This is a genomic window from Pseudoalteromonas denitrificans DSM 6059, from assembly GCF_900112265.1.
In the GTDB taxonomy this organism is placed as follows: Bacteria; Pseudomonadota; Gammaproteobacteria; order Enterobacterales; family Alteromonadaceae; genus Pseudoalteromonas; species Pseudoalteromonas denitrificans.
The window spans coordinates 258,663-285,272 of record NZ_FOLO01000001.1; the positions used below are offsets into that span (position 1 = coordinate 258,663).

Below are 26,610 nucleotides of genomic sequence, written 5' to 3' on the forward strand. Positions count from 1 at the left end.
ATTTTTTGGAGAAATATATGTCGATTAACTTGTCTGAGTCTTTGTATCAATTAGGGTTAAAACGTTTTGTTGAAATTTATCCCAATCAAGTTAATGATAAAATTGATGATAGTGCTAAAAATTTACCTATATTACAGCTGCTTGCTTTAAGTGATTTTGCTTATAAAACCTTGGTAAAAACGCCAGAATTAAAAACCTGGTTATTAGATACACAAGAAATAAAAAAAATCGATATCTTACCTGTTTTAACTGATGATCAAATGTTAAATGAAACAGATCAAACATGTTTTAAATTATTAAGAGAATATCGTAGTCGTTATTGGCTTAAGGTGGCATTTTTAGATTTAGTTTTAAAAAAACCAATAGAAGATAGTATTCATTATATTTCAAAATTGTCAGATGCTTTAATTTATTCTGCTTACCTATGGGCATATCAACAAGTTTCAAAAATAAATGGAAAACCACTCAATGAAGCCGGTGAAGCGATGCCTATGCTCATTTTAGGTATGGGAAAACTAGGAGGGTTTGAACTTAATTATTCATCTGATATTGATTTGATTTTTAGTTACCCTGAACACTGTGAAACACAAGGTGGCAGGCGATGTATTGAAGCACAAGTTTTTTTTACTAAAGTATCACAGAAACTAATTTCAGCTTTAAATCAGGTGACTCCCGATGGTCAAGTTTTCAGAGTTGATATGCGATTACGGCCTTTTGGTGATAGTGGACCTTTGGTACTCAGCTTTAGTGCGATGGAAGATTACTATCAGGAGCAAGGCCGTGATTGGGAACGTTATGCCATGCTCAAAGGTCGATTACTCAAATGCCCTATAAAAAAAATGTTACCTGATTTTGAAACTGCATATAGGACTGAATTTTATGCTTTATTAAGACCCTTTGTTTATCGCCGATATATTGATTTTTCAGTGATTGAATCTCTTCGTAAAATGAAATCTATGATAGCACAAGAAGTGAGGCGTAAAGGCCTTAAAGGGAATATCAAATTGGGGGCTGGTGGTATTCGAGAGGTTGAATTTGTAGTGCAAGCTTTTCAGATGATAAGAGGTGGTAGGGATGTAAATCTACAAACACAATCTTTACTAAAAGCACTTGAACACTTAGTTGAATTGGGGGCCTTAGAAGATAAAAATGCACAAAATTTAAAACAAGGGTATTTATACTTAAGAAAAATTGAACAATATTTACAAATTTTCGATAACGAACAAACTCAAACATTACCAATAGATGAAATAAATCAACAACGCCTGACCTTTTTGCTGGCTAAACCTGATTACAAAGCCGTGATAGGTGAAGTTTCAAGTGTTATGAGTGATATTCATTGTGAATTTGACCTTATGGTAGGAGCTGAAAAAGAAGTTCTAGATGATGATCTAGCCTTATATGAAGATTTGTGGATAAATGCAGATTTTAGTTCATTAAATAATGATGGTTTTTCAGATGAAGAACAGGTTTTATGGCAAAGTGAGTTAACCGAATTTAAACAACAATTAATAAAAATAAAAATAGGGGGTCGTGGTAGAGATACCCTTGATAAATTAATGCCCAGAATATTGGAGCAGTTAATTTTGGCTGGTGCTAATCAACATATCGGCGTTAATATTTTTAGTTTGATAAATAAGGTCATTTTAAAAGTGGCTTCGAGAACAGCTTATCTTGAATTACTTTTTGAAAATCAAGGTACTTTAAAACAATTAGTGTCACTTTGTAGTCACAGTAAATGGATAGGTGAGCAGCTTGCACGTTATCCTATTCTCTTAGATGAGTTGATTGACCCAGCTGTTTTATATCAACCTTTAGAGCTTGATGCTTATAAAGATGAAATTCGCCAGTATTTTTTACGAATAGATAGTGATGATTTAGAACAACAAATGGAAGCACTACGACAGTTTAAGCAAGCTTATCAGTTAAGAATTGCAGCAGCGGATGCAACAGGTGTGCTTGATATTATGAATGTCAGTAACCATTTAACGGCACTCTCAGAGGCGATTGTAGAGCAAAGTGTATTGTTGGCATGGCAACAAATGATTGAACGCTTTGGTTATCCGCAAGATGCAACCGATGAAGATAAAGGTTTTGCAGTTATCGCCTATGGTAAAGCGGGGGGCATTGAGCTGGGTTATGGTTCGGATCTTGATCTTGTCTTCTTACATAATTGTCTCGGAAATTCGTCAACAAACGGAGCTAAACAAATTGATTCTCGTCAATTTTATTTAAAACTGGCACAAAGATTAATGCATTTATTTAATACGCGAACAGCTTCAGGGATTTTATATGAATTAGATACTCGTTTGCGCCCTGAGGGAACTTCAGGATTATTAGCTATTAATATTGAAACCTTTGCTGAATATCAATTAAAAGAAGCTTGGACATGGGAGCATCAAGCTTTGGTACGAGCGCGAATGATCTTTGGTCAAAGCGATTTAGAATCAAGATTTCATGATATTAGAAAACAAATTTTAAGTTTACCTAGAAATAAAAATGAACTACAAATGGAAGTTGCAAAAATGCGAGAAAAAATGCGTAAACATTTAGCTAAAGGCAATAATGAATTTTTCGACTTAAAGCAAGATAAAGGCGGTATGGCTGATATTGAATTTATTGCGCAGTTTTTAGTTTTAGCAAATAGCCACAATCAGGAAAAAATGATGTTTTATCCTGATAATATCCGTATTTTTAAAACTGCGGGAAAAATTGGTTTAATTTCGGTAGAAAAAGGCGAACAACTTATTAAAGCTTATTGTGATTATAGAGATCAATATCATTTATTAAGTTTACGACAACAAGATAAACTTGTAAGTAAGGCAAATATTGAACAGCATAAATATAATGTTTATCAGGCATGGCAAGAGATTATCGGATTTTAGATTCAAAGGCATACTTCAAGGGTTTAATCACACTAAGGTAGTCGAAATTAAAGTTGAAAACCATTTTGAGTTTTACGCAGAGTCACGAGAGTTAAAATCCGATATAGGTTTGAAATCATATTCATTCCAAACCATGATTTACAATATTACATTGTGGCCTTGATGCAGTTTTCACGAACGAACAAAGAGGGTTTTTCAGTTATAACAGCCGCACGATGTTTATAACAGAAGAAAGTTTTAACATCATACTCAAAGTCGCTATCTATCGCTTTTCCTACTTGATACAAAGTAGCTACAAAGTTATTTTCAACTCTGAAATTATGTTTTACTTTATAATCTTTATTTAAATACCAATAAAATGCAATACCTTCATCTTTTGCATATTGATTCATAATTGATTTGAGCATTTTACCAGACTCGAAGCGTCGGCTTTGCACTGTGCCTCTCCATTTTGCCGTAGAAGGTCTTACTATTTCAGCGCGTTCTTTCAATGCCGTTGTTAGTTTTGTTGTAGGCATTTTTATATCTTTAACAAAATCACTACCAGCAGATACTCGATCTAAAGAACCACGAATTGATGCATAAAAACTAGATAAACCATCTGCCGCAGCATTGGATTTTTTTTCTTTCGAGGGGGTGTAGAGAGGACCGTCGGCTAATAGAAAATAAGCCGCTGCAGCAATTAAAATAATTGCTAAAGATAAATGTTTAATCCAAAACCACATAATAAGGAAAAGCTCTCAATAAAGGGAATCGCCATATTAACATTTTTTTTATGTCGATCAATCCCCTCCAAGAATCGCTTTTTTATTTGTAAACCGAAGGTGCGTTTTTGTCTGGGCGGGTTTTAAAGCGTCTATGGAGCCACATATATTGCTCAGGTGCATTATTAATCGCATATTCAATATGTTGATTGATTTTGGTTAAATCGGTTTTACTATCGTCAGTTGGAAAGTTTTCAAATATAGGAGTTATTTCAATATCATATTTACCATCGGTTGTTCGCTTACTGCTAAAACCTATGGTTTCACAATTTTTACTTGAAGCAAATAAAGTAGTACCGGTAGTGGTTGCCGTTTCTGTCATTGCAAAAAAGGGAACGAATTCACAACGTTTTCTTCCGTAATCTTGATCGGGTAAGTAATAACATAATTTTTGTTTGCTCAGTGCTTTTAATAAACCTTTAACGTCTTTTTTGCCTATAAGGTATTCATTGGAACGTAAGCGCCCTTTAGTCATAAAGTATTCAATTAAAGGGTTATTGTGAGGACGATAAAAGCCAACACCATTTTGTGAAACGCCCATCATGCGGCCAGACATCTCCAAATGAAGCATATGGGGTACTAAAAGTAAAACTCCTTTACCAGACTCTTGTGCTTTTTTTATATGCTCAAATCCTTTAATGTCTCCATGGTGACGCTTTACGCGCCACTCGGGCCACCACCATGCCATACCAGATTCAAATACTGCTATGCCTGTATTTTCTAAACTTTGAAGAACAAGAGCTGATTGTTGTGTTTTTGGCATTTCAGGAAAACATAATTCGATGTTTCGTTGTGCTATGTGTTTACGCTTTTTAAAATACTTATGTAGTAAGCGGCCTAGCCCCTTGCCCATGGCTATTTGAAACTTGAAAGGTAGCCAAGAAATGACATATAAAATAGCAGTACCAAGCCAAGTTAGCCAAAATTTAGGATGTAAAAAGTATAATTTAAATTTAGGATCTTTAACCACAAGGCAACTCTAAGTTAGGTATTAAAAGAGGCAAGAGTATAAACGAGGAAACCAGTTTATTGAAGATAGAGATTAAAACTAAAGGGGAGGTTTATGCTCCCCTTTGAATATTTACTAGTTTAAACCGCGATTAATTGCTTCAATATCAGCTTTACTTAGTGTACCAGCTGCTTGCTTTAAACTTAAAGTTGAAACAACATATCTGTAACGTACAGATGACAAGTTACGTTTAGCGTCGTACAAGTTTCGGGTACTTAGTAAAACATCAACTATAGTTCGAGTACCAACTTCAAAACCAGCTTCAGTTGCTTGTAATGCACTTTGTGCTGATACAACTGCTTGTTCTAATGCTTTGTAAGTTGCGATGTCTGATACCACTTGATTGTAAGAGGTGCGTACATTTCTGATCACAGAACGATGTGATGCTTCTAAATCTTCACTTGTACCAACAAAATAAGCACTTGCTTGTTTTACAGCGGCTTGTGTGCCACCACCAGAATAAATTGGTACTGAAAATGTAACACCAATTGAGGTTGTATCCGAACGAGGTCTTAAATTAGATACAGATGTTCCCGATGTTGAATCCATTAAAGAATCTGTGTAAGACGCATTAAGTGTTAATTTAGGGTAATGTCCTGCTTTTGCTTTTTCTATTTGCTCTTTTGCAATATCTACTGAAACTTTTGCCACTTGGAGCTCTAAGTTTTTATTTTCTGCAGTTTTAATGAAATCATCACTTTTTAGCGCCGGATTAACCGTTGAAAATTTATCTGTATTAAGTGGGTTTAATTTAGAGTGATACTTACCTGTGATTTCACGAAGTTGCTCTCGTGTAGTCTCAACATCATTCTTTGCCACAATTTCACGGGCTACGGCATTATCAAATTGTGCTTGTGCTTCATGTACATCGGTAATGGCTGTTAAACCAACCGCAAACCTCTGCTTAGTTTGTTCTAGTTGGCGCTCAATGGCACGTTTTTCGGCCTGAACAAATTCCAAATCATCTAGGTTACCTAATACAGCAAAGTAAGCGTTTGAAACACGTACAATTAAGGTTTGCTGAGCTAAATCATAAGTTGCTTTTGATTGCATCGCTTGTTTTTCTGATATGCCTAGTGCTTTCCAAGCGCCCAAATCAAATAAAGTTTGAGATAAAGAGATTTTTCTTGAAAATGTATCAGATTCAGAACTGTTCATAATGTAAGGGCCTGGATCGATTACTTGTGTAGAAGTTGAATCAGAGTCACTTTTATCATAATCAGCTAAAAAGTTTATAGAAGGTAACAAAGAACTCAAAGCAATATCAATTCCATAAGCTTGTGCATCAGCATTAGCTTTTGCTTTTAAAACGGTTGGATCGTTTGCCGTTGCAATTTCATATACTTGCAATAAATCATCAGCAAAGCTGCTGCTTGCAGCAAAACTACAAGTTAAGCCAATAAGGGCAGAGAGAATTTTTTTATTCATTTAAATGGCGTCCGTTATCAATAATTCTTTATTTAATTGCACAGATGTTAAACTGTTTTTACGCTAACAGAAAAAATTAATACGTAAAATAAGCTGTTCAAGTGTAACAGAATATATTTTGTTTTCTGTAATAAGATGTAAGAGTACACTTATATGTATTAGTGCAATAGCTATTAGGTCTATATATGAACAATATTTCAATTTTCAAGAGTGACGACATCGAAGTTGTTGAAAAAGAAGCTGTATATAAAGGTTTTTTTAAAATAGAACGCTATGGCTTTCGGCATAAGCTATTTTCTGGTGGGTATTCAGATATTATTTATCGTGAAATTTTAGAAAGAGGTCATGCGGTAGCTGTGCTACCTTATGATGCAGCAAATGATACTGTTTTGTTAATTGAACAAGTACGCATCGGAGCTTTAGATCCCACTTTAGATAAGAGTCCCTGGTTATTAGAGTGTATAGCAGGTATGGCTGATGGCAGTGATGATTACCAGAAAGTTGCAATCAAAGAAGCGCAAGAAGAAGCGGGATTAGAGCTTGATAACCTCACTTTTATGTTGTCATATTTATCGAGCCCGGGCGGTACAACGGAACGTTTATATTTGTATTTAGCGCAAACTGACCTATCTCAATCTGGCGGACTATTTGGTTTAGATCATGAAGGAGAAGATATTAAAGTACATGTTATACCGCGCTTAGAGGCCATGACATATCTAGAACAAGGCTGTATAGATAATGCAGCAAGTGTAATTTGTTTACAATGGTTAGCATTAAATTTAGATAAGTTTAAGTTATGACACATTTAGTTAAATCGATGAAATATATTCCGGATTTGCCAGCATTCATGAAAATATGCGAACAGAACTTTTTTAGGGTCATGAAGTTAATGCCCAAAAGGGAAGAGGTTGGTGATACAAGTTTGATAGATGTTGAGCGTTTTTCTTATCAACTGGAGATAACGTCAACTTCACGTTTTACAACTGATATTATATTTAAACAAACAAGCAGTAATATTGTGGGTTTTATTAATCCTGAATTACTTGTACGTATTTATCATGATGCTCGTATGGCTGAAGTGATAAGTCCAGATTACTTAAAACGTATTAAACCTTCAAATGAATATCCAAACCCCTTAATGCATCAAAAAGATGAAAAATATCAGGTGAATGCATTTTTATTAGATTGGCTGGATCATTGCATTACGCATGGTCGTGCTAATTGTTTGTGGGATGTGAATCATGGATTGGTTTGATGGTCGTTATCAAATAAATAAGTCAAGTATCACAATTGCACATTTTACGGATTGTCATTTATTTTCTCAAGATAGCGGTGAGTACTTTGCTGTAAATACTTCACAAGCATTAAAACAAACGCTAAAAGATATCGAGACTAACAAACCCGATTTAGCGATTTTTGGTGGTGATTTAACACAAGATCATACTATTGCGTCTTATGAGAGGTTTGTTGATTTAATTCAAAGTGAACAGCTCGAATTTCCGGTATTTTGGTTGCCAGGTAATCATGATGAATTAGAGATGTTTGCAGCTGCATTTAAAGATCAAAGTAATTTACTGAACCATAAATGCATTGATACGGCTCATTTTCAAATTTTATTACTCAATAGCAAAAGTGAAACACCATCAGGGTTCATAAGTAACACTGAATTAATGGAAATCAAAAAACAGGTAAATGATAGTGATAAACCAAGTATTATCTTTGCACATCACCACCCATTAGCTGTTAATGGTTATATAGACAAACACATATTAAGCAATGGTAAGCAATTACTAACTGAGTTAAGTGAAACAAATAAAGTACCTTTGTATGTTCATGGTCATGTGCATAATGAATATGACAAAAACTATAAAGGTATTGATATTTATGCAACGCCAGCAACATCAATTCAATTTAAAAAAAATACAAGTGATTGGCAGCAAGAAAATTTAGGCCCCGGCTATAGATTGATTGATATCAATGCGAAAGGGCTAGTGAATACGCGCATTGTTTGGGTAGCCAAACAGTGAATAAAGTACGTGTTATATATGTGCATGGATTTAATAGTTCACCTGAATCATTTAAAGCAAAGCAATTTGGTCAATATCTTAAACAAACGTTTAATGATAGGGTAGAATACTTAGTGCCATGTTTAAATCATGAGCCATTAGCGGCATTAATTACATTAGAATCATTAATTAATGGTAATACGGTTTTAATTGGTAGTTCTTTAGGTGGCTTTTTTGCGACCTATTTATCGCAAAAATTTGGACTTAAAGCAGTTTTAGTTAATCCTGCTGTTATGCCTTTTAATTTAATGAAAACGTATTTAGGTGAGCAATATAATCCATACCAAGACTATCACTATCAACTTGAAATGAGACATGTTGCGCAATTAAAGAAGATACATATTGCTAAATTGCATCAGCCTCAATTAGTTTATTTATTACAGCAAACAGCCGATGAAATTTTAAATTATCAAGATGCAGTAAAATATTATGCTGATGGCAGGCAAACAGTAGAATTTGGTGGCGATCATAGCTTTGTAAAGTTTGAGCGTCACTTTGAAAGTATTGCTAATTTTTTAGAAATAGCTTAAAAATAAAACAATTAATCAAAATAATTAATCAAACATAAATAATAAGTAAGAATATAGCAATTATGAGTGAACAAGATTATAACGCAGGGTCAATTGAAGTATTAAATGGCCTAGATCCAGTAAAACACAGACCAGGTATGTATACCGATACCACACGACCTAACCATTTAGGTCAAGAGGTTATCGATAATAGTGTTGATGAAGCACTAGCAGGGCATGCTAGTAAAATTGATGTTATTTTACATACTGATAATTCTTTGGAAATTGTGGATGACGGTCGAGGCATGCCTACAGATATTCATCCTGAAGAAGGTATTCCTGCTGTAGAACTTATTTTTGTTAAATTGCATGCTGGTGGTAAGTTTTCCAATAAAAATTACCAGTTTTCAGGTGGTTTGCACGGTGTCGGTATTTCAGTTGTAAATGCCTTATCGACACGTGTTGAAGTAACTGTAAAGCGTGAAGGCAATCAATATCAAATGGCCTTTGAAAATGGTGATAAAGTTGAAGACTTATCAATCACAGGATCTGTAGGAAAAAGAAATACAGGTACTAGCGTACATTTTTGGCCTGATCCAAAATACTTCGATTCTGCTAACTTTTCTGTTTTAAAGCTTACACACTTACTAAAAGCTAAAGCTGTTTTATGCCCTGGTTTGAAAATTCGTTTTATCAATAAACAAACCAAAGAAACACTTGAATGGGAATATGCCGCTGGCTTAGAAGATTATTTAAAAGAAGCTGTTAAAGGTTTTGACTGTTTACCTGAGCAACCATTTATTGGCAATTTTAATAGTGAAACCGAAGGCGCTGAATGGGCTGTTGTTTGGTTACCTGATGGTGGCGAAGGCATTGCTGAAAGTTATGTAAACCTGATCCCAACAGCGCAAGGTGGTACTCATGTAAATGGTTTACGCCAAGGTCTTTTAGAGGCGATGCGTGAATTTTGTGAGTTTAGAAACCTATTACCTCGCGGTGTGAAGCTGACTCCTGATGATATTTGGGATAAATGTAATTATATTCTTTCGGTTAAAATGCAAGATCCGCAATTTGCCGGACAAACTAAAGAGAAACTATCATCCCGTGTATGTGCCGCATTTGTATCGGGTGTTGTAAAAGATGCATTTAGCTTATGGCTAAACGAACATACAGATAAAGCTGACTTACTTGCTGAACTATGTATTTCAAATGCGCAAAAACGTATGCGAGCAGCTAAAAAAGTTGTTCGTAAAAAAATTACATCAGGCCCTGCATTACCAGGTAAATTAACAGATTGTTCAGCCAGTGATGTTGAACGAACTGAACTATTTTTAGTGGAAGGTGACTCTGCTGGTGGTTCTGCAAAACAAGCTCGAGATCGTGATTTTCAAGCGATAATGCCGCTTCGTGGTAAAATTTTAAATACGTGGGAAGTCGATTCTGGCCAAATATTAGCATCAGAAGAAGTACATAACATCTCTGTTGCCATAGGCATGGATCCAGACTCAACCGATTTATCACAATTACGTTACGGTAAAATATGTATCTTAGCGGATGCTGATTCCGATGGTTTGCATATCGCAACTTTATTATGTGCGTTATTTATGATGCACTTTAGAGTCTTGCTTGAAAAAGGCCATATCTATGTTGCCATGCCACCACTATATCGTATTGATATTGGTAAAGAAGTTTATTATGCCCTTGATGAAGATGAAAAAGATGGCATATTAGATCGCATAGCTGCAGAGAAAAAACGCGGTAAAGTGAATGTACAGCGATTCAAAGGTCTGGGTGAAATGAACCCATTGCAGTTACGAGAAACAACCATGGATCCAAATACCCGCCGTTTAGTGCAACTTACTTTAGATGATGAAGGCAATACCATTGAATTAATGGATATGTTGTTAGCGAAAAAACGCGCCAGTGACAGAAAACAATGGCTTGAATCTAGTGGCGATCGTGCAGAAGTATAAATAAATTGGCTGCACAACTTTATTAAAGATCACAGAGCGGCGTTTTGTGTTTTAGTACTCAGAATAAAAAAGTTAAAGAGAATAAATAACAATGACTGATGCAACAGATTTAAGTTTGCAAGGCATAGAACAACAATCAATGGCGCGTTTTACAGAAGACGCTTATCTTAATTATTCCATGTACGTGATCATGGATCGTGCATTGCCACATATTGGTGATGGCCTAAAACCTGTGCAACGTCGTATTGTATATGCGATGAGCGAATTAGGTTTATCTGCAGCGGCAAAATATAAAAAATCAGCGCGTACAGTAGGTGATGTATTAGGTAAGTTTCATCCTCATGGCGACAGTGCTTGTTATGAAGCTATGGTATTAATGGCACAGCCATTTTCATATCGTTACCCATTAGTAGATGGGCAAGGTAATTGGGGTGCACCAGATGATCCTAAGTCATTTGCTGCGATGCGTTATACCGAAGCGCGTTTGTCTAAATTTTCTGAAGTTTTACTGAAAGAATTAGGCCAAGGAACTGTCGACTGGACACCTAACTTTGACGGTACCATGAAAGAGCCTGTTGTTTTACCTGCACGTTTACCACATATCTTACTCAATGGAATTACTGGTATTGCTGTTGGTATGGCAACTGATATACCGCCGCATAATGTGAGAGAAGTCGCACAAGCATGTTGTTTATTATTAGATAAACCTAAAACTGAACTTGATGATGTTTTAGAGCTAGTTCAAGCGCCTGATTATCCTACTGATGCCGAAATTATAACTCCTAAAGCAGATCTCAGAAAAATTTACCAAACAGGTAAAGGTTCTGTGAAAATGCGCGCGGTTTATGAAGAAGAAGATGGCGATATTGTCATTACAGCTTTACCACATCAATGTTCTGGCGGTAAAGTTTTAGAGCAAATAGCAGCGCAAATGCTAGCTAAAAAGCTGCCTATGGTTGCAGACTTACGTGATGAGTCAGATCATGAAAATCCAACACGCATCGTGATCATGTTACGTTCAAACCGCGTTAAAGTTGAACCTTTAATGTCGCATTTGTTTGCTTCAACTGATTTAGAAAAAAGCTATCGTGTTAATTTAAACATGTTAGGTTTAAATGGTCGCCCACAAGTTAAAGATTTAAAAACGATTTTAGCTGAGTGGCTCGTATTTAGACGTGAAACAGTGCGTAGAAAACTACAATACCGTTTAGATAAAGTATTAGCTCGCTTACATATTTTAGAAGCTTTATTAGTCGCATTTCTAAATATTGATGAAGTGATTGAAATCATTCGCACAGAAGATAAACCTAAGCCAGTATTAATGGCGCGTTTTGACCTGACGGATATTCAAGCTGAAGCGATTTTAGAGTTAAAACTTCGCCACCTTGCTAAATTAGAAGAATTCAAAATTACCGGCGAGCAAGACGAGCTTGCTAAAGAGCGTGATAAATTAGAGCTGACATTAGGCTCAGAGCGCCGCATGTCTACTTTAATCAAAAAAGAAATCATTGAAGCTGCTGAGCTTTATGGAGATGACAGACGTTCACCAGTTATTGAGCGTACTGAAGCAAAAGCGATGAGCGAAAAAGATTTAATCCCTTCAGAAGCGGTTACTGTAGTGCTGTCAGATAAAGGTTGGGCGCGTTGTGCTAAAGGTCATGATATTGATGCACAAGGATTAAATTATCGCTCAGGTGATGAATACCGTGCTTGTGCAAAAGGGCGTAGTAATCAGCCTGCTATTTTCTTAGATTCAAGTGGCCGTGCATATACTTTAGATGCCCATGGATTACCATCAGCGAGAAGTCAGGGAGAACCTTTGACTGGGCGATTTAATTTAATTGCTGGTGTGAACTTTGAACATGTTTTAATGGCAGAAAATGAAAGTTTATTTTTAATGGCTTCTGATGGCGGTTATGGTTTTGTGACTTCTTTTTCTGATTTAATCAGTAAAAATAAGAGCGGTAAAGCCTTAGTTAGCGTACCTGAAGCTGCCTTGTTAATGACACCAAGTAAAGTCAATGATATTGCAACAGATATGTGTCTGGCCATTTCTAATGAAGGGCGAATGTTATTATTCCCATTACGTGATTTACCAAAGCTAGGTAAAGGTAAAGGCAATAAAATTATTTCAATACCCACAGCAAGAGTTAAAACGCGTGAAGAGTTTGTAAAAGTACTGGCTGTCGTGCCGTTAAATAGCCATGTCACTCTATTGGCTGGTAAGCGAAAACTGACTCTTAAACCTAGTGATTTAGAACATTATTACGGGGATAGAGGTCGTAGAGGTAATAAGTTACCAAGAGGTCTGCAACGTGTTGATTCAGTTGAGGTTGAGCAGTTAAAAATACGAAGTAATGAAACGGATGCATCTGACAATATTAGTTAAACATTTATTGTGAACTTAATATTATAAAAACCCCGAAAGGGGTTTTTGTTTTTTTATTAGTACATTTTAGTATTAACATTTAAAGCGTACACTTGTAAGCTAAAACATGCATTTTTTATCAAATGAGGTATACTGCTCGCGTTTATTATATTTGCCATTTTTATGGGGACTTTCATTTGTTAGCTGTTATTCGTTTATTTCTAATTGCTTTATTCATATTAATGAGTGGTTTAGTAGGACTGTTAATGTGTATTCTTGTTCCATTTCATCCAAATCATGTACATCGTTGTGCCACCTGGTACAGTCAAGTCGCAAAATTATTAGGCATTAAATTAGAAATAAATAACGCTCCTCGTTCTGATAGTCAATCCGTTGTTTATGTGGCTAATCATCAAAATAGTTACGATATTTTTACGATTACAGGCGCCGTTCCAAAACGCACAGTAAGCATAGGTAAAAAAAGTCTGAAATGGATTCCATTTTTTGGTCAGCTCTATTGGTTATCGGGTAATATTTTAATTGACCGTAAAAATAAAACTAAAGCCGTCGGAACAATAAGTAAAGCTGCAAATAAAATTAAGCAAAAAAACTTATCGGTTTGGATGTTTGCTGAAGGTACTCGTAGTTATGGCCGAGGGTTATTACCGTTAAAAACAGGTGCATTTCATACTGCTTTACAAGCTGATGTGCCCGTTGTGCCTGTCTGTATGAGTACAACACATAAGAAGATTAATTTAAATCGTTGGGATAATGGCACTATATATATAGAATTCCTTGATCCCATTATTTTAAATAAAGACGCTAGTGTTCGTAAGCAAGCTAATGAAGTTCATGCTATTATGGACTCTAAGATCAAACAGCTAGATGCGCTGTAAGTAAATTGAAAAAATAAGAGTAAAAGAAAATGGAAAACTGGCGTGAAATAAGTGAAGACATAGTTGATTCATTATTAGAAGATGGCTCTGATCCTGAAGTACTTTATGAAGTAGAACATCATTTTGTATGTGATGACTTTAAACGTTTAGAAAGTGCTGCTCTAGAGGCTTTTAAATTTGGTTATGATGTTGAAGATCCTGCTGAACTAGAGTTAGAAGATGGTGGTAAAGTCTGGGGTTTTGATATCGTTGTTGAAGCTGAACTAAATGTCGATGTTATTATGGAAGATGTTGATAAATTGGCTGCCTTAGCCAAAGAAATGGATGTTGAATATGATGGTTGGGGCACTTACTTCCAAGAATAAACATTCTTTACAATTCATATGCTATTTAAAACTATTCTTAAATAGTATATGAATATCGTATTTTTTAATTTAATCTCTCTCTACCTTTGTCTGGCACTAAAGTATTAGCTTTGTTTTTGTAGGTGGACAAATACATTATCTAGTGTTAATTTCTGGTAAATAACAATAGTGATGCTTTCGAACAATCATATTTCATATTAATATAAATAACTAAATTTATACTTTAAGTCTTTGGTATTGCTTAGTTAAACATATAGAAGTTACTTTCATTTATGCTTAAAACCTATTCTATTTCAGATTTACGCCCAGGAATGTTTGTAAAAAACGTTAGTAAGCAAAAGAAAAAGCTTAAAATTAAAACGCATGGTTGGGTGCGTAGTCAAAATTTAATAGAGCAACTGAAAAAAGAAGGTATACTTGAAGTTGTCGTGGATTTAGCCCAAAAAGATCCGACAATTGTATCTCAAAAACAAGAAACAATTGTAGAGAAAAAATTGCAAGAATCAGCCTCGAAAAATATAGAAAGTACAGAGAAAATCAAAAAAACAAAAAAACAAATACTAGATGATATCTCACTAGAACAAGAATTTTCAAAAGCATGTATAACATACGATCAAAGCTTAAATAAAGTGAGAACAGTACATCAAGATATCGCTTCAGGTATGAAAGTTGATATTAAAATACTGCAAAAAGTTGCTACAGAAATAATAGACTCTGTTTTTCGTAATGAAGATGCAATGGCGGTATTAACACGTTTAAGAGATAAAAATGCTTATGCATGGCGTCATACTATTAATAGTGCAATTTTAATTTCTGTTTTTGCGCGTTACCTTAATTACTCTAAAAAATCGGCTCATGAACTGACATTAGGGGCATTATTACATGATTTAGGGCAGGCTAGAGTTCCTCTAGGTATTATAAATAAGTTAAGTTCCTTATCTGAGTTAGAAAACAAAGCGATGCAAAAACATGTCGCTCATGGTTTTAACTTAAGTAAAACTCAAAAGGGCGTGACACCTGTTATGCTAGACATGATTGTGAATCATCATGAAAGACTAGATGGTAGTGGCTACCCAAGGGGTATTACAGGCGAAAAGTTAAGTAAAGCGGCAAGAATGATGGCTATTGTAGATGCATATGATGCGATGACTGCAGATCGAGTTTTTAAACAAGGACTCGAGCCTATCAGCGTATTACGTCATTTATTAGGCCAAAAAGAAAAGTATGACTCAGTGCTAGTACAAAAATTCATAAAGTGCATGGGAGTGCATCCAGTCGGTTCTATTGTGAAACTGACAACGGATAGACTTGCTATTGTATTGGCTGGTAATAGACATGACCCTATTAGACCTAAAGTTAAAGTTTTTTATAATGCTAAGCATAAACATTATATTACCAGCAAAGATATTCATTTAAGTGAACAAGATAGCACTTTAAAAATTATTTCAGGTGTTAGACCACAAGATCATCAAATAAATTTGAGTCGTCTTTTAAAAGAGCAGCTGATTGCTTAACTGGTTTTTTATGGGTAGAAAATATACTAGGTAATGAAAAAATAGCTGTAAGATGAGAACCTATTAATAATAACCAGCATAAAGTGCCTAAACCGCATCCTAAACTGATTGAAAACGTTGCTAAAGATAAGCAAGCACACGCAATACCTACAAACCAATATCTGGTCATAGCATTATTACGATCTAATAATTCCCTTGTTGCAAAATACATGCTTTTTTTAAAGGTATAGACAGCAATTAAACTGCTACTTATGGCAAAAAATAAAATGACAATATTCATGATATAGATTTCCTTTATCTTTAATTTGAAATCTAGTGTACCTTAAATAAATATAATGTAAATGATAATTATTATCATTAAGTGTTTTTATTTTAACTTTTTTGTTATTTACTGATTCTAGGGGGTAATACATTTGAGTTTAAATAAGGTACATTTATATTTTATGTATTAAAAGGTTTCAAGTTTATCGCTAGAAACCTTTTGAGTTATTCTTTATTAATTGTTATGACCCTTTGTGGAAATGGAATTTCAATATTTTTATTTTTTAACGCTTCAAATATTGCTAAATTTACTTTTAATTTAGTAGAAACTAATGTTGTTGTTGGCACCCAGTAACGATAACTAATCAAAATACTGCTATCTGCAAATGCTTCAATTCCAACCTGAATTTTAGGTTCTTGTGCTATATTTTCAATTTGATTTAAAGTTGTTGAAATGGTATCAATTGCAACATCAGGTGAATTATTATAGGCAATGCCTACTTCACCTGAAATCAATGAATAAGCAAAAGAGTTATGTAGTATTTCACCGACAATATGTTTATTTGGAATCGTGATTTCTACATTATCTTCATTGCACAAAATAGTAACCCCCAGCTCTATTGATTTAACTTGGCCACATACACTATTTACTTGTATCGTATCTCCAACTTTAAATGGACGTGTTGCAATAATAGCAAGGCCAGCACCATAGTTTGATAACATGCCTTGTAATGCTAAGCCTGCTCCTAAAGAGGCTGCACCAATTGCTGCAACAAAAGGAGTGACACTGATCCCTAGCTTACCGAGCGATATCACAACGACCATAGTAATAAACAATACTTTGATTACATTGCTAATAAAGGTGCTTAAAGTGATATCTATATTTTGTTTTTGCATCAATCTAAAAATAAATTTAGATACTTTTTGAGCTAACCAAATACCTAAAAGCAAAATAAATAATGCACCAATGACTTGAAAACTATAAGTAACTAAGTATTCAATTATTAAGGCGTAGAGTTGCTCAAATTGTTTTATTTCAGATTCAATCATTTTAGCTCTCAATAAATGGGCAATATAAGTATAAATATATGCTTATATAGGTTTCGTTTTATTACTACAGAATATACACTGACAATAAATGAATACCAGATGTTTTGGTCCAAAATCATACTTTTAAATTAAGCGTCTCTCATGAAAAATAAAACAATAATTGCTCTTGCCATTTGTAGTAGTTTACTTGGCTGTGTTGAATCTAGTGTTAAAAAAATTGAACCAGAACAACACATACTGATATCTGAAAATAAAAAAGTAGAAAATATCGTTGAAGCTTATTTTGACGAAGGGTTAGCGTTTAGTCCGGTTTCAGGCACTTTTGTTGGTCAATCTCAATATAATGATCAATTTACACCTGCTATTAGTGTAGAGAATCGTGAAAAAGAATTAGCTTTTATTAAAAAATACCAAAATAAAATAGATAAAATAGATATTACTAAATTGACAGGGCAAGCTTTATTAACGTATGAGATTTTCACACGTGATTTAGCGCTTTCAATAGAGGGCGAAAAATTCTTAGATCATTTATTGCCTATAGATCAAATGAGTGGAGAACATAATACTTTTGCTGGATTAGGTTCAGGACAAAGCGCTCAACCATTTAAAACTGCTCAAGACTTTAAAGACTTTACTTTACGCGCACAAGGGTTTGTTACTTGGCTTGAAAGTGTTCAGGTAGCTATGAGGCAAGGAGTAGAACAAGATATTGTTTTACCAAATGTATTAGCTATTAAGCTATTACCACAATTTAAAGCGCATGTTGTTTCTGATCATACAAAATCCGTATTTTGGATGCCAGTTGTTGCAATGGATAAATCTTTAACGGGATCTGAACAAGCAAAAATTAAAATCGATTATAAGAATATGATTTTAAATAATCTAGTTCCGGCATATCAAAACATGGTGGATTTTTTAGAACAAGAATACATACCAAAAACACGCGCTAGCGTAGGCTATAGTGAGCTACCAAATGGGAAAGCTTGGTATGAATATCAAATTAAAACTAATACAACTTTAGATTTAAATGCTGACGAAATTCATAATATAGGTTTGAATGAGGTTTCACGTATTTTAGGTGAAATGAAAAAAGTGAAAGAACAGGTTAACTTTAAAGGCGACTTGGCTGAATTTTTTGTACATTTAAGGGAAAGTGATGAGTTTTATTATGATACCCCTGAAGCTTTGATCACAGCATATGAAGAAGTGAAACAAAAAATTGATGCAAGCTTACCTCAGTTATTTGACATTGCGCCAAAAGCCGATTATATCGTTAAAGCCGTCGAGGAATTTAGAGCTGCATCAGCTGCTGGGGCTTCTTATCAAGGGCCTGCTCCAGATGGCTCTCGTCCAGGCATTTTTTATATCAATACACATAATTTGAAAGCTCAGCCTAAATTTTTATTAGAGACGCTATCAATTCATGAAGCGGCTCCAGGGCATCACTTTCAAATTGCATTACAGCAAGAAGTAGATGCACTGCCCCGTATTCGTAAATTTGGTGGTTATACTGTTTTTGCCGAGGGTTGGGCATTATATGCAGAAAGTTTGGGTAAAGAGCTTGGTTTATTTACAGACCCATATATGTGGTATGGTCGTTTAGTTGATGAGCAACTCAGAGCTATGCGTTTAGTACTTGATACTGGGTTTCATGCGAAAGGGTGGACAAGAGAGCAAGGCATAGAATATATGAAAGCAAATTCATCTATGGCAGCCAGTGATATTGAGTCTGAGGTTGAGCGGTATATTGCATGGCCTGGTCAGGCTTTATCATACAAGCTTGGTCAATTTAAAATTCGTGAATTACGTGAGTATGGTGCAAAAGAACTTGGCGATAAATTTGATGTTAAGCAATTTCATACTCAAATACTGATAGATGGCGCATTACCTATGCCCATCCTAGAAGCAAAGATAAAGCGTTGGGTAGCAAGTCAAAAAGTATAAATAAAAAGATTCAATAAAGCCGCAATAGCGGCTTTTATTTTGATATTGAGTTTTGATTTATCCTAAAGCCAGCCAGAAACCAACTAAAACCATTAAACTACCCGCAATTCGATTCATCCACTTTACGTTATCACCACGACTTAAAAATAACTTTAAACTTTTACCTCCTGAAGCGTATATCATCATGCATGTAAATTCAGTTACCATAATAACACTGATTAAAGTCATTAACTGTGGCGCTAAATCATGTTCAACATTAATAAAAGGGGGCAATAGGGAAATCATAAAAGCCCAGCCTTTTGGGTTCGCAATTGCAGTGATTAGCCCTTGAGAGAATAATGACTGTCGGCTGACACTATATTTCTGATTGCCTTCCAAAAGTATTTTGGCTTGTGTGCGCCACATGTTTACTCCGATATACACTAAATAGCTCGCTCCTAGCCACTTTAAAACTTCAAAAACAGTAGGGTAGTTTAACATCATGTTAGCAACACCTAATACCGCTGCCATAGCAACAAGTGCGACACCTATTAATTCACCAAGCATCATCCATATAGTACGGCGTACACCTATGCTCATTCCTAAGGTCATGGCTAAAGTCATACACATACCTGGTGTGATAGAAACAAAAAAGCATGTTGGAATAAATATCGCTAAAATAGCTAAATCAAACATTGTTATTACTCTTAAAAATAAAGGTTTAAATAGATTGTTAAGTTAAATATTTAGATACTTTACGTGTCACATATAAAAAAACAACTCAGATTGGGTTTTAGCTCAACCTTCATTTCATTTTAAATCTGAAAATATGTCGTTTAAATAAATATGCATTATTTCAAAAGTGAACTTTTAATTATTTTAACTACACTTTATAAATATCAAATAGCACTGGCTAAAAATAGTGACTGATACTTTTTTATTTGTAGATGAACCGGAAGAAGTCATTCTTGATGGTGAGCCTTGGAAGATTCTTATTGTAGATGATGAGCCTGATATCCATGAGATGACTAAGCTTGCTTTAGGGGGAGTACAGTACAAAAACAGAAGCTTAACTTTCTTGCATTGTTATTCTGGTGAACAAGCGAAAAAGATGTTAGCTGAAGTTGAAAATATTGCTGTTATTTTGTTAGATGTCGTAATGGAGACAAATCATGCAGGACTTGAAGTTGCAAAGTATTTAAGAGAAGAGCTTAATTTAAATATTGTTAGAATTATCTTACGTACTGGACAACCAGGTACAGCACCTGAAGCCGATGTGATCCAAAACTACGATATTAATGATTATAAAAATAAAACAGAACTTACCTATAGTAAGCTGCAAACATCTATTATATCAGCATTGCGCTCATACAATGATTTATCCAACTCAGTTAGTATTCATCATGCGTTAGCTAAAATAAAACTGTGTATGGAAGCTTTATTATCAGTGGCTTCTAGCGAGGCTTTTTTTAATGTTTTAGCATTATCATTACCGACAACACTGCCTTTATTTTCACTTCACCCTAAAGGTTCTGTTGAGTTTGGCATTATTGTTGTTAACTCCCATGAACATCACTTTATTGAACAAAGTGATGATTTTGAAATTAACTTTAATAAACATTTCTCTAGTTTTTTTAAGCAGGTTGATGAAAAACATAAAAATATTTTTATTGAAACCCGTTCCATTCATTTTATTTATAAAAGTGATGAAGATGAAAGTATTTTATTACTGTTAAATTATAGTGATATTGCGGATATAGAAGAGCAAAACTTATTGATGAGCTTCTCTAATGATATCAGTATATTATGTAGTAATGTTTGCTTGAAAGAGTCACTGGCTGTAATAAATACAAATCTCGAATCAAAGGTTTCTGAGCGTACTTTTGAATTAATGCAGGCAACTAAAAGAGCTGAACAGGCAAGCTTAGCTAAAAGTCAGTTTTTATCAAATATGAGTCATGAAATTCGCACACCCATGAATGCTATTTTAGGTTTCACACAATTAATGAAACTTGCTAATAATATCACTTCAGATCATTCTGATACATTAGATAAAATAATGAAAGCAGGCCAGCACTTACTTGAAATTATTAATGATGTTTTGGAAATTTCAAAAATTGAAGCAGGGGCGATGACTCTTAAAAAAAGTACCTTTGAGCTAGTTTCTTTAGTGAATGATATAAACCAAATGTTTTTAATGAGATGCAAAGAGCAAGGTTTAAGTTGGCATTTTGATAATCAACTGGAACATGCTGAATATGTGATTGGCGATCAAGGAAAAGTACGACAAATTTTAATTAATCTACTGAGTAATGCGGTTAAGTTTACCGATGAAGGCGAAGTAAGCTTAATACTGAGCGAGCCTGAAAATGGTGTATTTCAATTTGAAGTACTTGATACCGGGCCTGGGATCTCTGAGTCTGAACTCAGTACTCTTTTTACGATATTTACCCAAGGTAAAGCGGGTGAAGATAAAGGTGGTTCTGGTTTAGGTCTGGTTATTGCACTTAAACAAGCAAAAATGATGGGTGGTAACCTTGAGGTTAAATCTGTCCTTGGTAAAGGGTCTCAGTTTTGTTTTTCTACACCCCTAGCGCGCTCAGACGTTAAAACAATTCCTCAAATAGAAAAAAAACTAATGAGAATAAGATGTAAACCAAAGCGTAAACTCAGAGTGCTATCGGTTGATGATAATCCTAATAATAGGGAAGTTTTAGCTAAGCTATTGCATTCTTGTAATATTGAAGTGGTAGAAGCTTGTAATGGCAAAGAAGCTATCGAAAGGTTAGAAAGCCAAGTATTTGATATTGCTTTTATTGATTTATTAATGCCAGTCATGAGAGGAGATGAAGCAATTGAAGTGATCCGTAAAGAATTAAAGTTAGATAAATTAATTTGCATTGCTATATCAGCTTTTAGTTTAAGCCATGAAGTTAAACACTTTTATCAAATTGGCTTTAATCAATTCATCGCAAAGCCTTATCATTTCTCTGAAATTTTCAAATGCATATTACAATATTTCCCCGATGATTTTGATTCAACTTATGAGTCAAATGATGATTTATTATCAACTGAAACTACTAAAGAGTTTGTATTAACGGACTTTAACATTTCTGAATCTGTGATAAATCAATTAAGAACCTCAGCAGAAATAAATAGGTTATCTCATGTTAAAAGCATATTAGCAGATCTTGAATTACAGGAACCGGAAAATAAACCTTTAGCTGAACATTTACTAAGATTTATAGATAATTATGATATGGATGGACTTATTTTAGCTATAAAGGAGATAAGTTATGACTGAAACAGATATTGATGTTAGTGGTTCAAAAATTTTAATTGTTGATGATAAAAAAGAAAATTTAGAATTATTAACCGAAATATTAGAAGTGCAAGGTTATGATATTGCGTTTGCCCAAGATGGTTTAAAAGCCCTTGAAGTTGCTTCATTATTTTTACCCGATTTAATTTTACTTGATGTAATGATGCCGGGCATAGATGGTTTTGAAACGTGCAAACGTATGAAGTTAATTACTTCAATAAGAGATATTCCTATTATCTTTGTGACAGCAAGAACTGATATTAGTGATGTTGTGGCGGGTTTTAAAATAGGGGCTATTGATTATGTTACAAAGCCAATAAGACATGAGGAAATCATTGCGCGTGTAGCAACGCATATTAAGTTACGCAGGCTATTTACCATTAGAGATGAGCTTATAAACCAGTTGCGAGAGAAGAATATAGAATTAGAAAACTTAGCAAAAGCAAAAGATAAAAAATTAGAAGAGTCTGAAAAGCTAAGCCATATAGGTGAATTAGTGGGAGAGTTAACCCATGAATTGTGTACACCTTTAGGTATCATCAATACCGCAGTAAGTACTGTGATAGAAAAAAATAAAGAATTAGAAAGTGATGTTGTAGCGCAAAAACTATCAAAATCAGCATTAGAAAATTATTTATATGTATCACGGGAAAGCTTTGATATATCCCTGTCTAATGTACGTTATGCTAACCAACTTGTTTCGAGTTTTAAAGAAATCGTTGTAGGTGAATTCAGTGAAATAAAAACTAAATTTGAGTTAAAGCATTTTTTAGAAGATATTTTCTTTTTAATGATGCCAAAAATAAAGCGCAGCCCACACAGCATTGAAATAAATTGCCCTCGTAATATTATTCTAAATGCTCAAGGAGGAGCGCTTTCTCAAGTCATAATTAATTTAATAAATAATTCGCTTAATCATGCGTTTAACGATGAGGTTAAGGGGGCTATTACAATTAATGTATCAATTAAACTTGAAAATGTGATCATAAAAGTGAGTGATAATGGCAAGGGCATTAATACTGAAGATGAAGGTAAAATATTTGATAAATACTTTTCAACGCGAATGGGTGAAGGTGGCAGTGGTTTAGGCTTATTTATCACACAAAAACTCATTGAGCAAAAACTGAATGGTGAAATTAGATATGAAACAAATAAACCTCAAGGCGCTTGTTTTTATATTTATTTACCTTATGAAAAATTATGATTAAATTCATCTTTATATTTATTATTTGCATTTTTTGAGGTAACGAACAGGAAAAATAAGTAATAAAATATGGATAAATAAAACAATGAAAGAGATTACTCCTCCTTGATATTGTGTAATGTGTTCAGGCAATAAGTGAATACCATCCAGCAATAAAAATTTATAAAGTAAAAGCCAAAGAAAGATTATAAATATTAACTTTCCCAATAATCTAGACTTTTTGTAACAGTATTTTTTACAATATTGTATATAAGTTTTATCTTTGTCTTTTAATTCAGAATAATGGTTATTAAAAAGCACTGTATTTTCCTTAATATAATGTTTGAAAAAACGAAAATTTATCAAGTGAAATTATAATTTGCGCTATATCAATACTTCCTCATACTTTGAAAAGTAACTTTTTATTGGAGGAAGGCCATGTCCATATTAAAAAGCTTTAATTTTAAAGTGTTACTTTTACTTTGTATTTTAAATAGTAGTACTTCTTTTGGTGCTGAAGATGATTTAAAAACTGTTAATATTCCTATTACCTCAGATTTAGATATTTTATCTATTTATAAAGCCATAATTTTGGAGGCTTATAATAGATTGGACTATAGGGTGATTTTTCATCAAATGGCACCTGGGCGCGCCCTTTTAGAGATAGAAGCTGGTCATGTAGATGCGTTATTAGTGAAAGTTGCCAATAAAAAAGATGAAAAAAATAAAAGCATTATTAAAGTGCCTATTCTTTTAGCACAAGGTTATCTTATGCTTTACTGTCAAAAGGAGCTGTTATGTAATCAGTCTGTTTTTGATAATAAAAAAAATGTGATCGGTACGGTATCAGGAGTTACTTTTTCTTCTCATTTACTTAAAAATAAAAGAGCCAGTCGTTATCAGGTCAAAAATGGCTTTAAATTAGCCAAAATGTTTGAAAAGGGTCGCTTAAATTACATTATTAGTTTAGATGAGGCTGAGTTCGGTAATTATGTTTTTATAGATAAGTCAAAATATTTAAGTGTGCAGCTCAATGAAATTAAAGTTTATCATTATGTTCATGAAAAGTTAGCGTTTTTAGTTCCTAAGTTAACTGTAGAGCTGAGAAGAATAATGTTAAAAAGAAAAGCATCAAAATAACATTTAGATGCTTTATAGTGTTTTCGTTTTGTTATTTAGTTTTAGCGACCCATCGTTTTACGTCGGCTTCTAAAATAGTGAGTGGTCGAGCGCCAGGTAACAATACTAAGTCATGGAAAACTTTAATATCGAATTTTTTACCTAGTTGTTTTTTTGACCATTCTCTGAGTTCTAAAATTTTAAGCATGCCAAGTTTATAACCCAAAGCCTGACCTGGCCACGCCATATATCGATCTATAGCGCCTTCTACATCACTCATTGCTGTGCCCGTTGCATTATGGAAATATTCAATTGCTTGCTTGCGAGTCCAACGTTTGTGGTGTAAGCCCGTATCTACGACTAAACGAGCAGCACGATAAACCTCTGCTTGTAAACGTCCTAAATTGCCCCAAGGATCATCTTTGTACATACCCATTTCAGAGGCTACCTGCTCTGAATAAAGTGCCCAACCTTCAACATAAGCATTAAATTGGCCATTTTGACGCATAATGCCAATATCTGTTTGTTCCATGTTTAAAGATATTTGAAAGTGATGTCCTGGTACAGCTTCATGATAAGTTAAAGTTTTTAAACTAAAACGAGGTTGGGCTTTCATATCTTTTAAGTTAATTGCAAATTCACCTGGACGAGAACCATCTAGTGCCGGTGGCATATAAAAACCTCCCGCAGCACCATCTTGTGATACAACAGGAATACGCTTAACTAATACTTCATATTTAGGAATTGTATTAAATAAACTAGGTGCCTCGAGCATTATTTTGTCAATTTCAGTATTTAAATCAGCAAGTAATTTTGTGCGACCCTCGTCTGAATCCTCATATATAAATTCAGGCATTTCACCTAATTTAACCATACGCTCGCCAATTGTGCCTGCATTCATGCCTTGGGATTTTAATATCTGATCCATTTCTTTTGAAATGCGATTAACTTCGGCTAAACCTATTTCATGTATTTTATCTGGGCTAAGATTTGAATCGGCTAAATATAAAATTTCGTGTTTATAAAATTCACTTCCGTTAGGTTGTGCCCAAATGCCATCTTCTGGTGGTGCTTTAGCTTCAAGTGAGATCATAGTCTCTTTTATATCTGAAAATGCAGGGTATAACTTTTCAGTTACTAGATTAATTGCAGTATTGGCATAAGTTTGCTTTTGTTCATCACTGAGGCTTTTAAGGGGGCGCATTTTATTGATTAAGCTTGTTACTAGACTGTGCTCGGTTGATGGCATTGCAACATAATTGTTTAAATAACCTAAAGTATTAGGAAATAAAGCTTTTGGTAAGATGATACCATTTGAAGCGTCAGTTAAAACTTTACTTTTAACAGCGGCAATTAAATCTACAAGCCCATTTAAACGTGTTAAATAATCTTCAACATCTTGTTTGTTTTCTATGTTGTGCTGATCTTGTAATAATTTTGGTATATCAATTAATGGGCCTGCAATTTGATTAACAATATAAGGTAAATGTCCACCCCAAGTATCGATATAACCAGCTTTAAACTTTTGATCTCCTAAATAGTATTTAGCGATGACTTGATTAACTTTAAGGTGTAGTTGGTCTGCATCATTCAAAGTTTTTAAATCATAGGCTGTGAGTGCATTTAATGAGTTTTGCATTGAATTTTGCAGTGCTAACATGCCTTTAGGTGAATAATCTGGCCATTTATTTTTATAAGATCCAGCAATACTGGTAGATAGCTTTAATGATGTCGCTAAAGCGGGCTGAAGAGTCATAAAGTTTTGGGTATAAGTATTTATGGTTTTATCAAGCTCAGCGCGGGTAACGTGTTTATGAGACTCAGTGGTGCTTTGAGTTTTAGCAGGTTCATTTTCACCAAAAGGTTTATTATCACAAGCAACTAAAGTTGTGGCTATTGCTAAGGTTATTAAACTTTTTTTTAGACTTATTTTTGGCATTTGAATTCCAAAGCTGTGGGAGTAGGTGACGATTGT

General features: G+C 34.3%; 21 protein-coding genes. 14 read left to right on the forward strand and 7 right to left on the reverse strand.

Annotation, left to right across the window (positions count from 1 at the left end; all coding sequences use genetic code 11):
• Positions 1-17 precede the first annotated feature (17 nt).
• Positions 18-2,885 carry a bifunctional [glutamate--ammonia ligase]-adenylyl-L-tyrosine phosphorylase/[glutamate--ammonia-ligase] adenylyltransferase gene (gene glnE / locus BM088_RS01030; protein WP_091978949.1) on the forward strand — a complete coding sequence of 956 codons (2,868 nt, stop codon included), beginning with the start codon at positions 18-20 and terminating at the stop codon, positions 2,883-2,885.
• A 146-nt stretch (positions 2,886-3,031) separates the two neighbouring features.
• Here glnE and BM088_RS01035 read toward each other — a convergent pair whose 3' ends face one another.
• The 3 genes from BM088_RS01035 to tolC form a co-directional block, all read right to left on the reverse strand.
• Positions 3,032-3,610, reverse strand: coding sequence for a TcpQ domain-containing protein (locus tag BM088_RS01035; RefSeq protein ID WP_091978951.1), 579 nt, complete (start codon positions 3,608-3,610; stop codon positions 3,032-3,034).
• A gap of 82 nt (positions 3,611-3,692) precedes the next feature.
• Positions 3,693-4,619 (reverse strand): LpxL/LpxP family Kdo(2)-lipid IV(A) lauroyl/palmitoleoyl acyltransferase, encoded by a 927-nt coding sequence (gene lpxL, locus BM088_RS01040; protein ID WP_091978953.1) that lies wholly within the window; start codon positions 4,617-4,619, stop codon positions 3,693-3,695.
• A 114-nt stretch (positions 4,620-4,733) separates the two neighbouring features.
• Entirely contained in the window at positions 4,734-6,086 is a 1,353-nt protein-coding gene (tolC, locus tag BM088_RS01045; protein ID WP_091978955.1) for an outer membrane channel protein TolC, read from the reverse strand.
• A gap of 185 nt (positions 6,087-6,271) precedes the next feature.
• On the opposite strand from tolC, the gene BM088_RS01050 reads away from it, so the two are divergent.
• The 9 genes from BM088_RS01050 (at position 6,272) to BM088_RS01090 (ending at position 15,777) form a co-directional block, all read left to right on the forward strand.
• Complete coding sequence (locus BM088_RS01050; RefSeq protein WP_091978957.1) at positions 6,272-6,886, forward strand: NUDIX domain-containing protein; 615 nt, start codon at positions 6,272-6,274, stop codon at positions 6,884-6,886.
• Positions 6,887-6,933: 47 nt separating this feature from the next.
• Positions 6,934-7,341 carry a DUF1249 domain-containing protein gene (locus BM088_RS01055; RefSeq protein WP_281247122.1) on the forward strand — a complete coding sequence of 136 codons (408 nt, stop codon included), beginning with the start codon at positions 6,934-6,936 and terminating at the stop codon, positions 7,339-7,341.
• Positions 7,328-8,113 carry a metallophosphoesterase gene (locus BM088_RS01060; RefSeq protein WP_091978960.1) on the forward strand — a complete coding sequence of 262 codons (786 nt, stop codon included), beginning with the start codon at positions 7,328-7,330 and terminating at the stop codon, positions 8,111-8,113. Before BM088_RS01055 ends, BM088_RS01060 begins: the two co-directional genes overlap by 14 nt.
• Positions 8,110-8,682, forward strand: coding sequence for a YqiA/YcfP family alpha/beta fold hydrolase (locus BM088_RS01065; RefSeq protein ID WP_091978962.1), 573 nt, complete (start codon positions 8,110-8,112; stop codon positions 8,680-8,682). Before BM088_RS01060 ends, BM088_RS01065 begins: the two co-directional genes overlap by 4 nt.
• 62 nt (positions 8,683-8,744) lie before the next feature.
• The gene (gene parE, locus BM088_RS01070) at positions 8,745-10,634 is read left to right on the forward strand and encodes a DNA topoisomerase IV subunit B (RefSeq protein WP_091978964.1); all 1,890 of its coding nucleotides are present in this window, start codon (positions 8,745-8,747) and stop codon (positions 10,632-10,634) included.
• A 91-nt stretch (positions 10,635-10,725) separates the two neighbouring features.
• Entirely contained in the window at positions 10,726-13,023 is a 2,298-nt protein-coding gene (gene parC / locus BM088_RS01075; RefSeq protein ID WP_091978966.1) for a DNA topoisomerase IV subunit A, read from the forward strand.
• Positions 13,024-13,199: 176 nt separating this feature from the next.
• Positions 13,200-13,898, forward strand: a complete 699-nt coding sequence (locus tag BM088_RS01080; RefSeq protein WP_091978968.1) for a 1-acylglycerol-3-phosphate O-acyltransferase — start codon at positions 13,200-13,202, stop codon at positions 13,896-13,898.
• 29 nt (positions 13,899-13,927) lie between these two features.
• Complete coding sequence (rraB, locus tag BM088_RS01085) at positions 13,928-14,263, forward strand: ribonuclease E inhibitor RraB (RefSeq protein ID WP_091978970.1); 336 nt, start codon at positions 13,928-13,930, stop codon at positions 14,261-14,263.
• A gap of 272 nt (positions 14,264-14,535) precedes the next feature.
• Positions 14,536-15,777: an HD-GYP domain-containing protein gene (locus tag BM088_RS01090; RefSeq protein WP_091978972.1), complete on the forward strand. Its 1,242-nt coding sequence runs from the start codon at positions 14,536-14,538 to the stop codon at positions 15,775-15,777.
• Here the strand turns inward: BM088_RS01090 and BM088_RS01095 are convergent.
• Both BM088_RS01095 and BM088_RS01100 read right to left on the reverse strand, forming a co-directional pair.
• Positions 15,716-16,057, reverse strand: coding sequence for a hypothetical protein (locus BM088_RS01095; RefSeq protein ID WP_091978975.1), 342 nt, complete (start codon positions 16,055-16,057; stop codon positions 15,716-15,718). The two genes, BM088_RS01090 and BM088_RS01095, sit on opposite strands and share 62 nt — an antisense overlap.
• A gap of 206 nt (positions 16,058-16,263) precedes the next feature.
• A complete protein-coding gene (locus tag BM088_RS01100) occupies positions 16,264-17,088 on the reverse strand; it encodes a mechanosensitive ion channel family protein (RefSeq protein ID WP_091978977.1) in 825 nt (274 codons plus the stop codon).
• A gap of 141 nt (positions 17,089-17,229) precedes the next feature.
• Between BM088_RS01100 and BM088_RS01105 the strand changes: the two genes are divergently transcribed.
• Positions 17,230-19,032, forward strand: coding sequence for a DUF885 domain-containing protein (locus BM088_RS01105; RefSeq protein ID WP_091978979.1), 1,803 nt, complete (start codon positions 17,230-17,232; stop codon positions 19,030-19,032).
• A 57-nt stretch (positions 19,033-19,089) separates the two neighbouring features.
• Here the strand turns inward: BM088_RS01105 and BM088_RS01110 are convergent, their stop codons facing one another.
• A complete protein-coding gene (locus BM088_RS01110; RefSeq protein WP_091978981.1) occupies positions 19,090-19,707 on the reverse strand; it encodes a LysE family translocator in 618 nt (205 codons plus the stop codon).
• Positions 19,708-19,933: 226 nt separating this feature from the next.
• Between BM088_RS01110 and BM088_RS01115 the strand changes: the two genes are divergently transcribed.
• The 3 genes from BM088_RS01115 (at position 19,934) to BM088_RS01130 (ending at position 24,656) form a co-directional block, all read left to right on the forward strand.
• Positions 19,934-22,315: a response regulator gene (locus BM088_RS01115; RefSeq protein WP_091978983.1), complete on the forward strand. Its 2,382-nt coding sequence runs from the start codon at positions 19,934-19,936 to the stop codon at positions 22,313-22,315.
• Positions 22,308-23,537, forward strand: coding sequence for a hybrid sensor histidine kinase/response regulator (locus BM088_RS01120; RefSeq protein ID WP_091978986.1), 1,230 nt, complete (start codon positions 22,308-22,310; stop codon positions 23,535-23,537). Before BM088_RS01115 ends, BM088_RS01120 begins: the two co-directional genes overlap by 8 nt.
• Positions 23,538-23,954: 417 nt before the next feature.
• Positions 23,955-24,656 carry a hypothetical protein gene (locus tag BM088_RS01130; RefSeq protein ID WP_091978990.1) on the forward strand — a complete coding sequence of 234 codons (702 nt, stop codon included), beginning with the start codon at positions 23,955-23,957 and terminating at the stop codon, positions 24,654-24,656.
• 31 nt (positions 24,657-24,687) lie between these two features.
• On the opposite strand, the gene BM088_RS01135 is transcribed toward BM088_RS01130, so the two are convergent.
• The gene (locus tag BM088_RS01135; RefSeq protein ID WP_091978992.1) at positions 24,688-26,574 is read right to left on the reverse strand and encodes a DUF885 domain-containing protein; all 1,887 of its coding nucleotides are present in this window, start codon (positions 26,572-26,574) and stop codon (positions 24,688-24,690) included.
• Between the last annotated feature and the right edge of the window lie 36 nt (positions 26,575-26,610).

Bases quoted from the DNA above. Each gene is read 5' to 3' on its own strand.
- BM088_RS01120 (WP_091978986.1), top strand. From the start codon at position 22,308: ATGACTGAAACAGATATTGATGTTAGTGGTTCAAAAATTTTAATTGTT.
- tolC (WP_091978955.1), bottom strand. From the start codon at position 6,086: ATGAATAAAAAAATTCTCTCTGCCCTTATTGGCTTAACTTGTAGTTTT.
- BM088_RS01110 (WP_091978981.1), bottom strand. From the start codon at position 19,707: ATGTTTGATTTAGCTATTTTAGCGATATTTATTCCAACATGCTTTTTT.
- glnE (WP_091978949.1), top strand. From the start codon at position 18: ATGTCGATTAACTTGTCTGAGTCTTTGTATCAATTAGGGTTAAAACGT.
- BM088_RS01130 (WP_091978990.1), top strand. From the start codon at position 23,955: ATGTCCATATTAAAAAGCTTTAATTTTAAAGTGTTACTTTTACTTTGT.
- BM088_RS01055 (WP_281247122.1), top strand. From the start codon at position 6,934: ATGAAAATATGCGAACAGAACTTTTTTAGGGTCATGAAGTTAATGCCC.
- BM088_RS01050 (WP_091978957.1), top strand. From the start codon at position 6,272: ATGAACAATATTTCAATTTTCAAGAGTGACGACATCGAAGTTGTTGAA.
- BM088_RS01105 (WP_091978979.1), top strand. From the start codon at position 17,230: ATGAAAAATAAAACAATAATTGCTCTTGCCATTTGTAGTAGTTTACTT.
- BM088_RS01090 (WP_091978972.1), top strand. From the start codon at position 14,536: ATGCTTAAAACCTATTCTATTTCAGATTTACGCCCAGGAATGTTTGTA.
- rraB (WP_091978970.1), top strand. From the start codon at position 13,928: ATGGAAAACTGGCGTGAAATAAGTGAAGACATAGTTGATTCATTATTA.
- BM088_RS01095 (WP_091978975.1), bottom strand. From the start codon at position 16,057: ATGAATATTGTCATTTTATTTTTTGCCATAAGTAGCAGTTTAATTGCT.
- BM088_RS01100 (WP_091978977.1), bottom strand. From the start codon at position 17,088: ATGATTGAATCTGAAATAAAACAATTTGAGCAACTCTACGCCTTAATA.
- BM088_RS01135 (WP_091978992.1), bottom strand. From the start codon at position 26,574: ATGCCAAAAATAAGTCTAAAAAAAAGTTTAATAACCTTAGCAATAGCC.
- parE (WP_091978964.1), top strand. From the start codon at position 8,745: ATGAGTGAACAAGATTATAACGCAGGGTCAATTGAAGTATTAAATGGC.
- parC (WP_091978966.1), top strand. From the start codon at position 10,726: ATGACTGATGCAACAGATTTAAGTTTGCAAGGCATAGAACAACAATCA.
- BM088_RS01060 (WP_091978960.1), top strand. From the start codon at position 7,328: ATGGATTGGTTTGATGGTCGTTATCAAATAAATAAGTCAAGTATCACA.
- BM088_RS01035 (WP_091978951.1), bottom strand. From the start codon at position 3,610: ATGTGGTTTTGGATTAAACATTTATCTTTAGCAATTATTTTAATTGCT.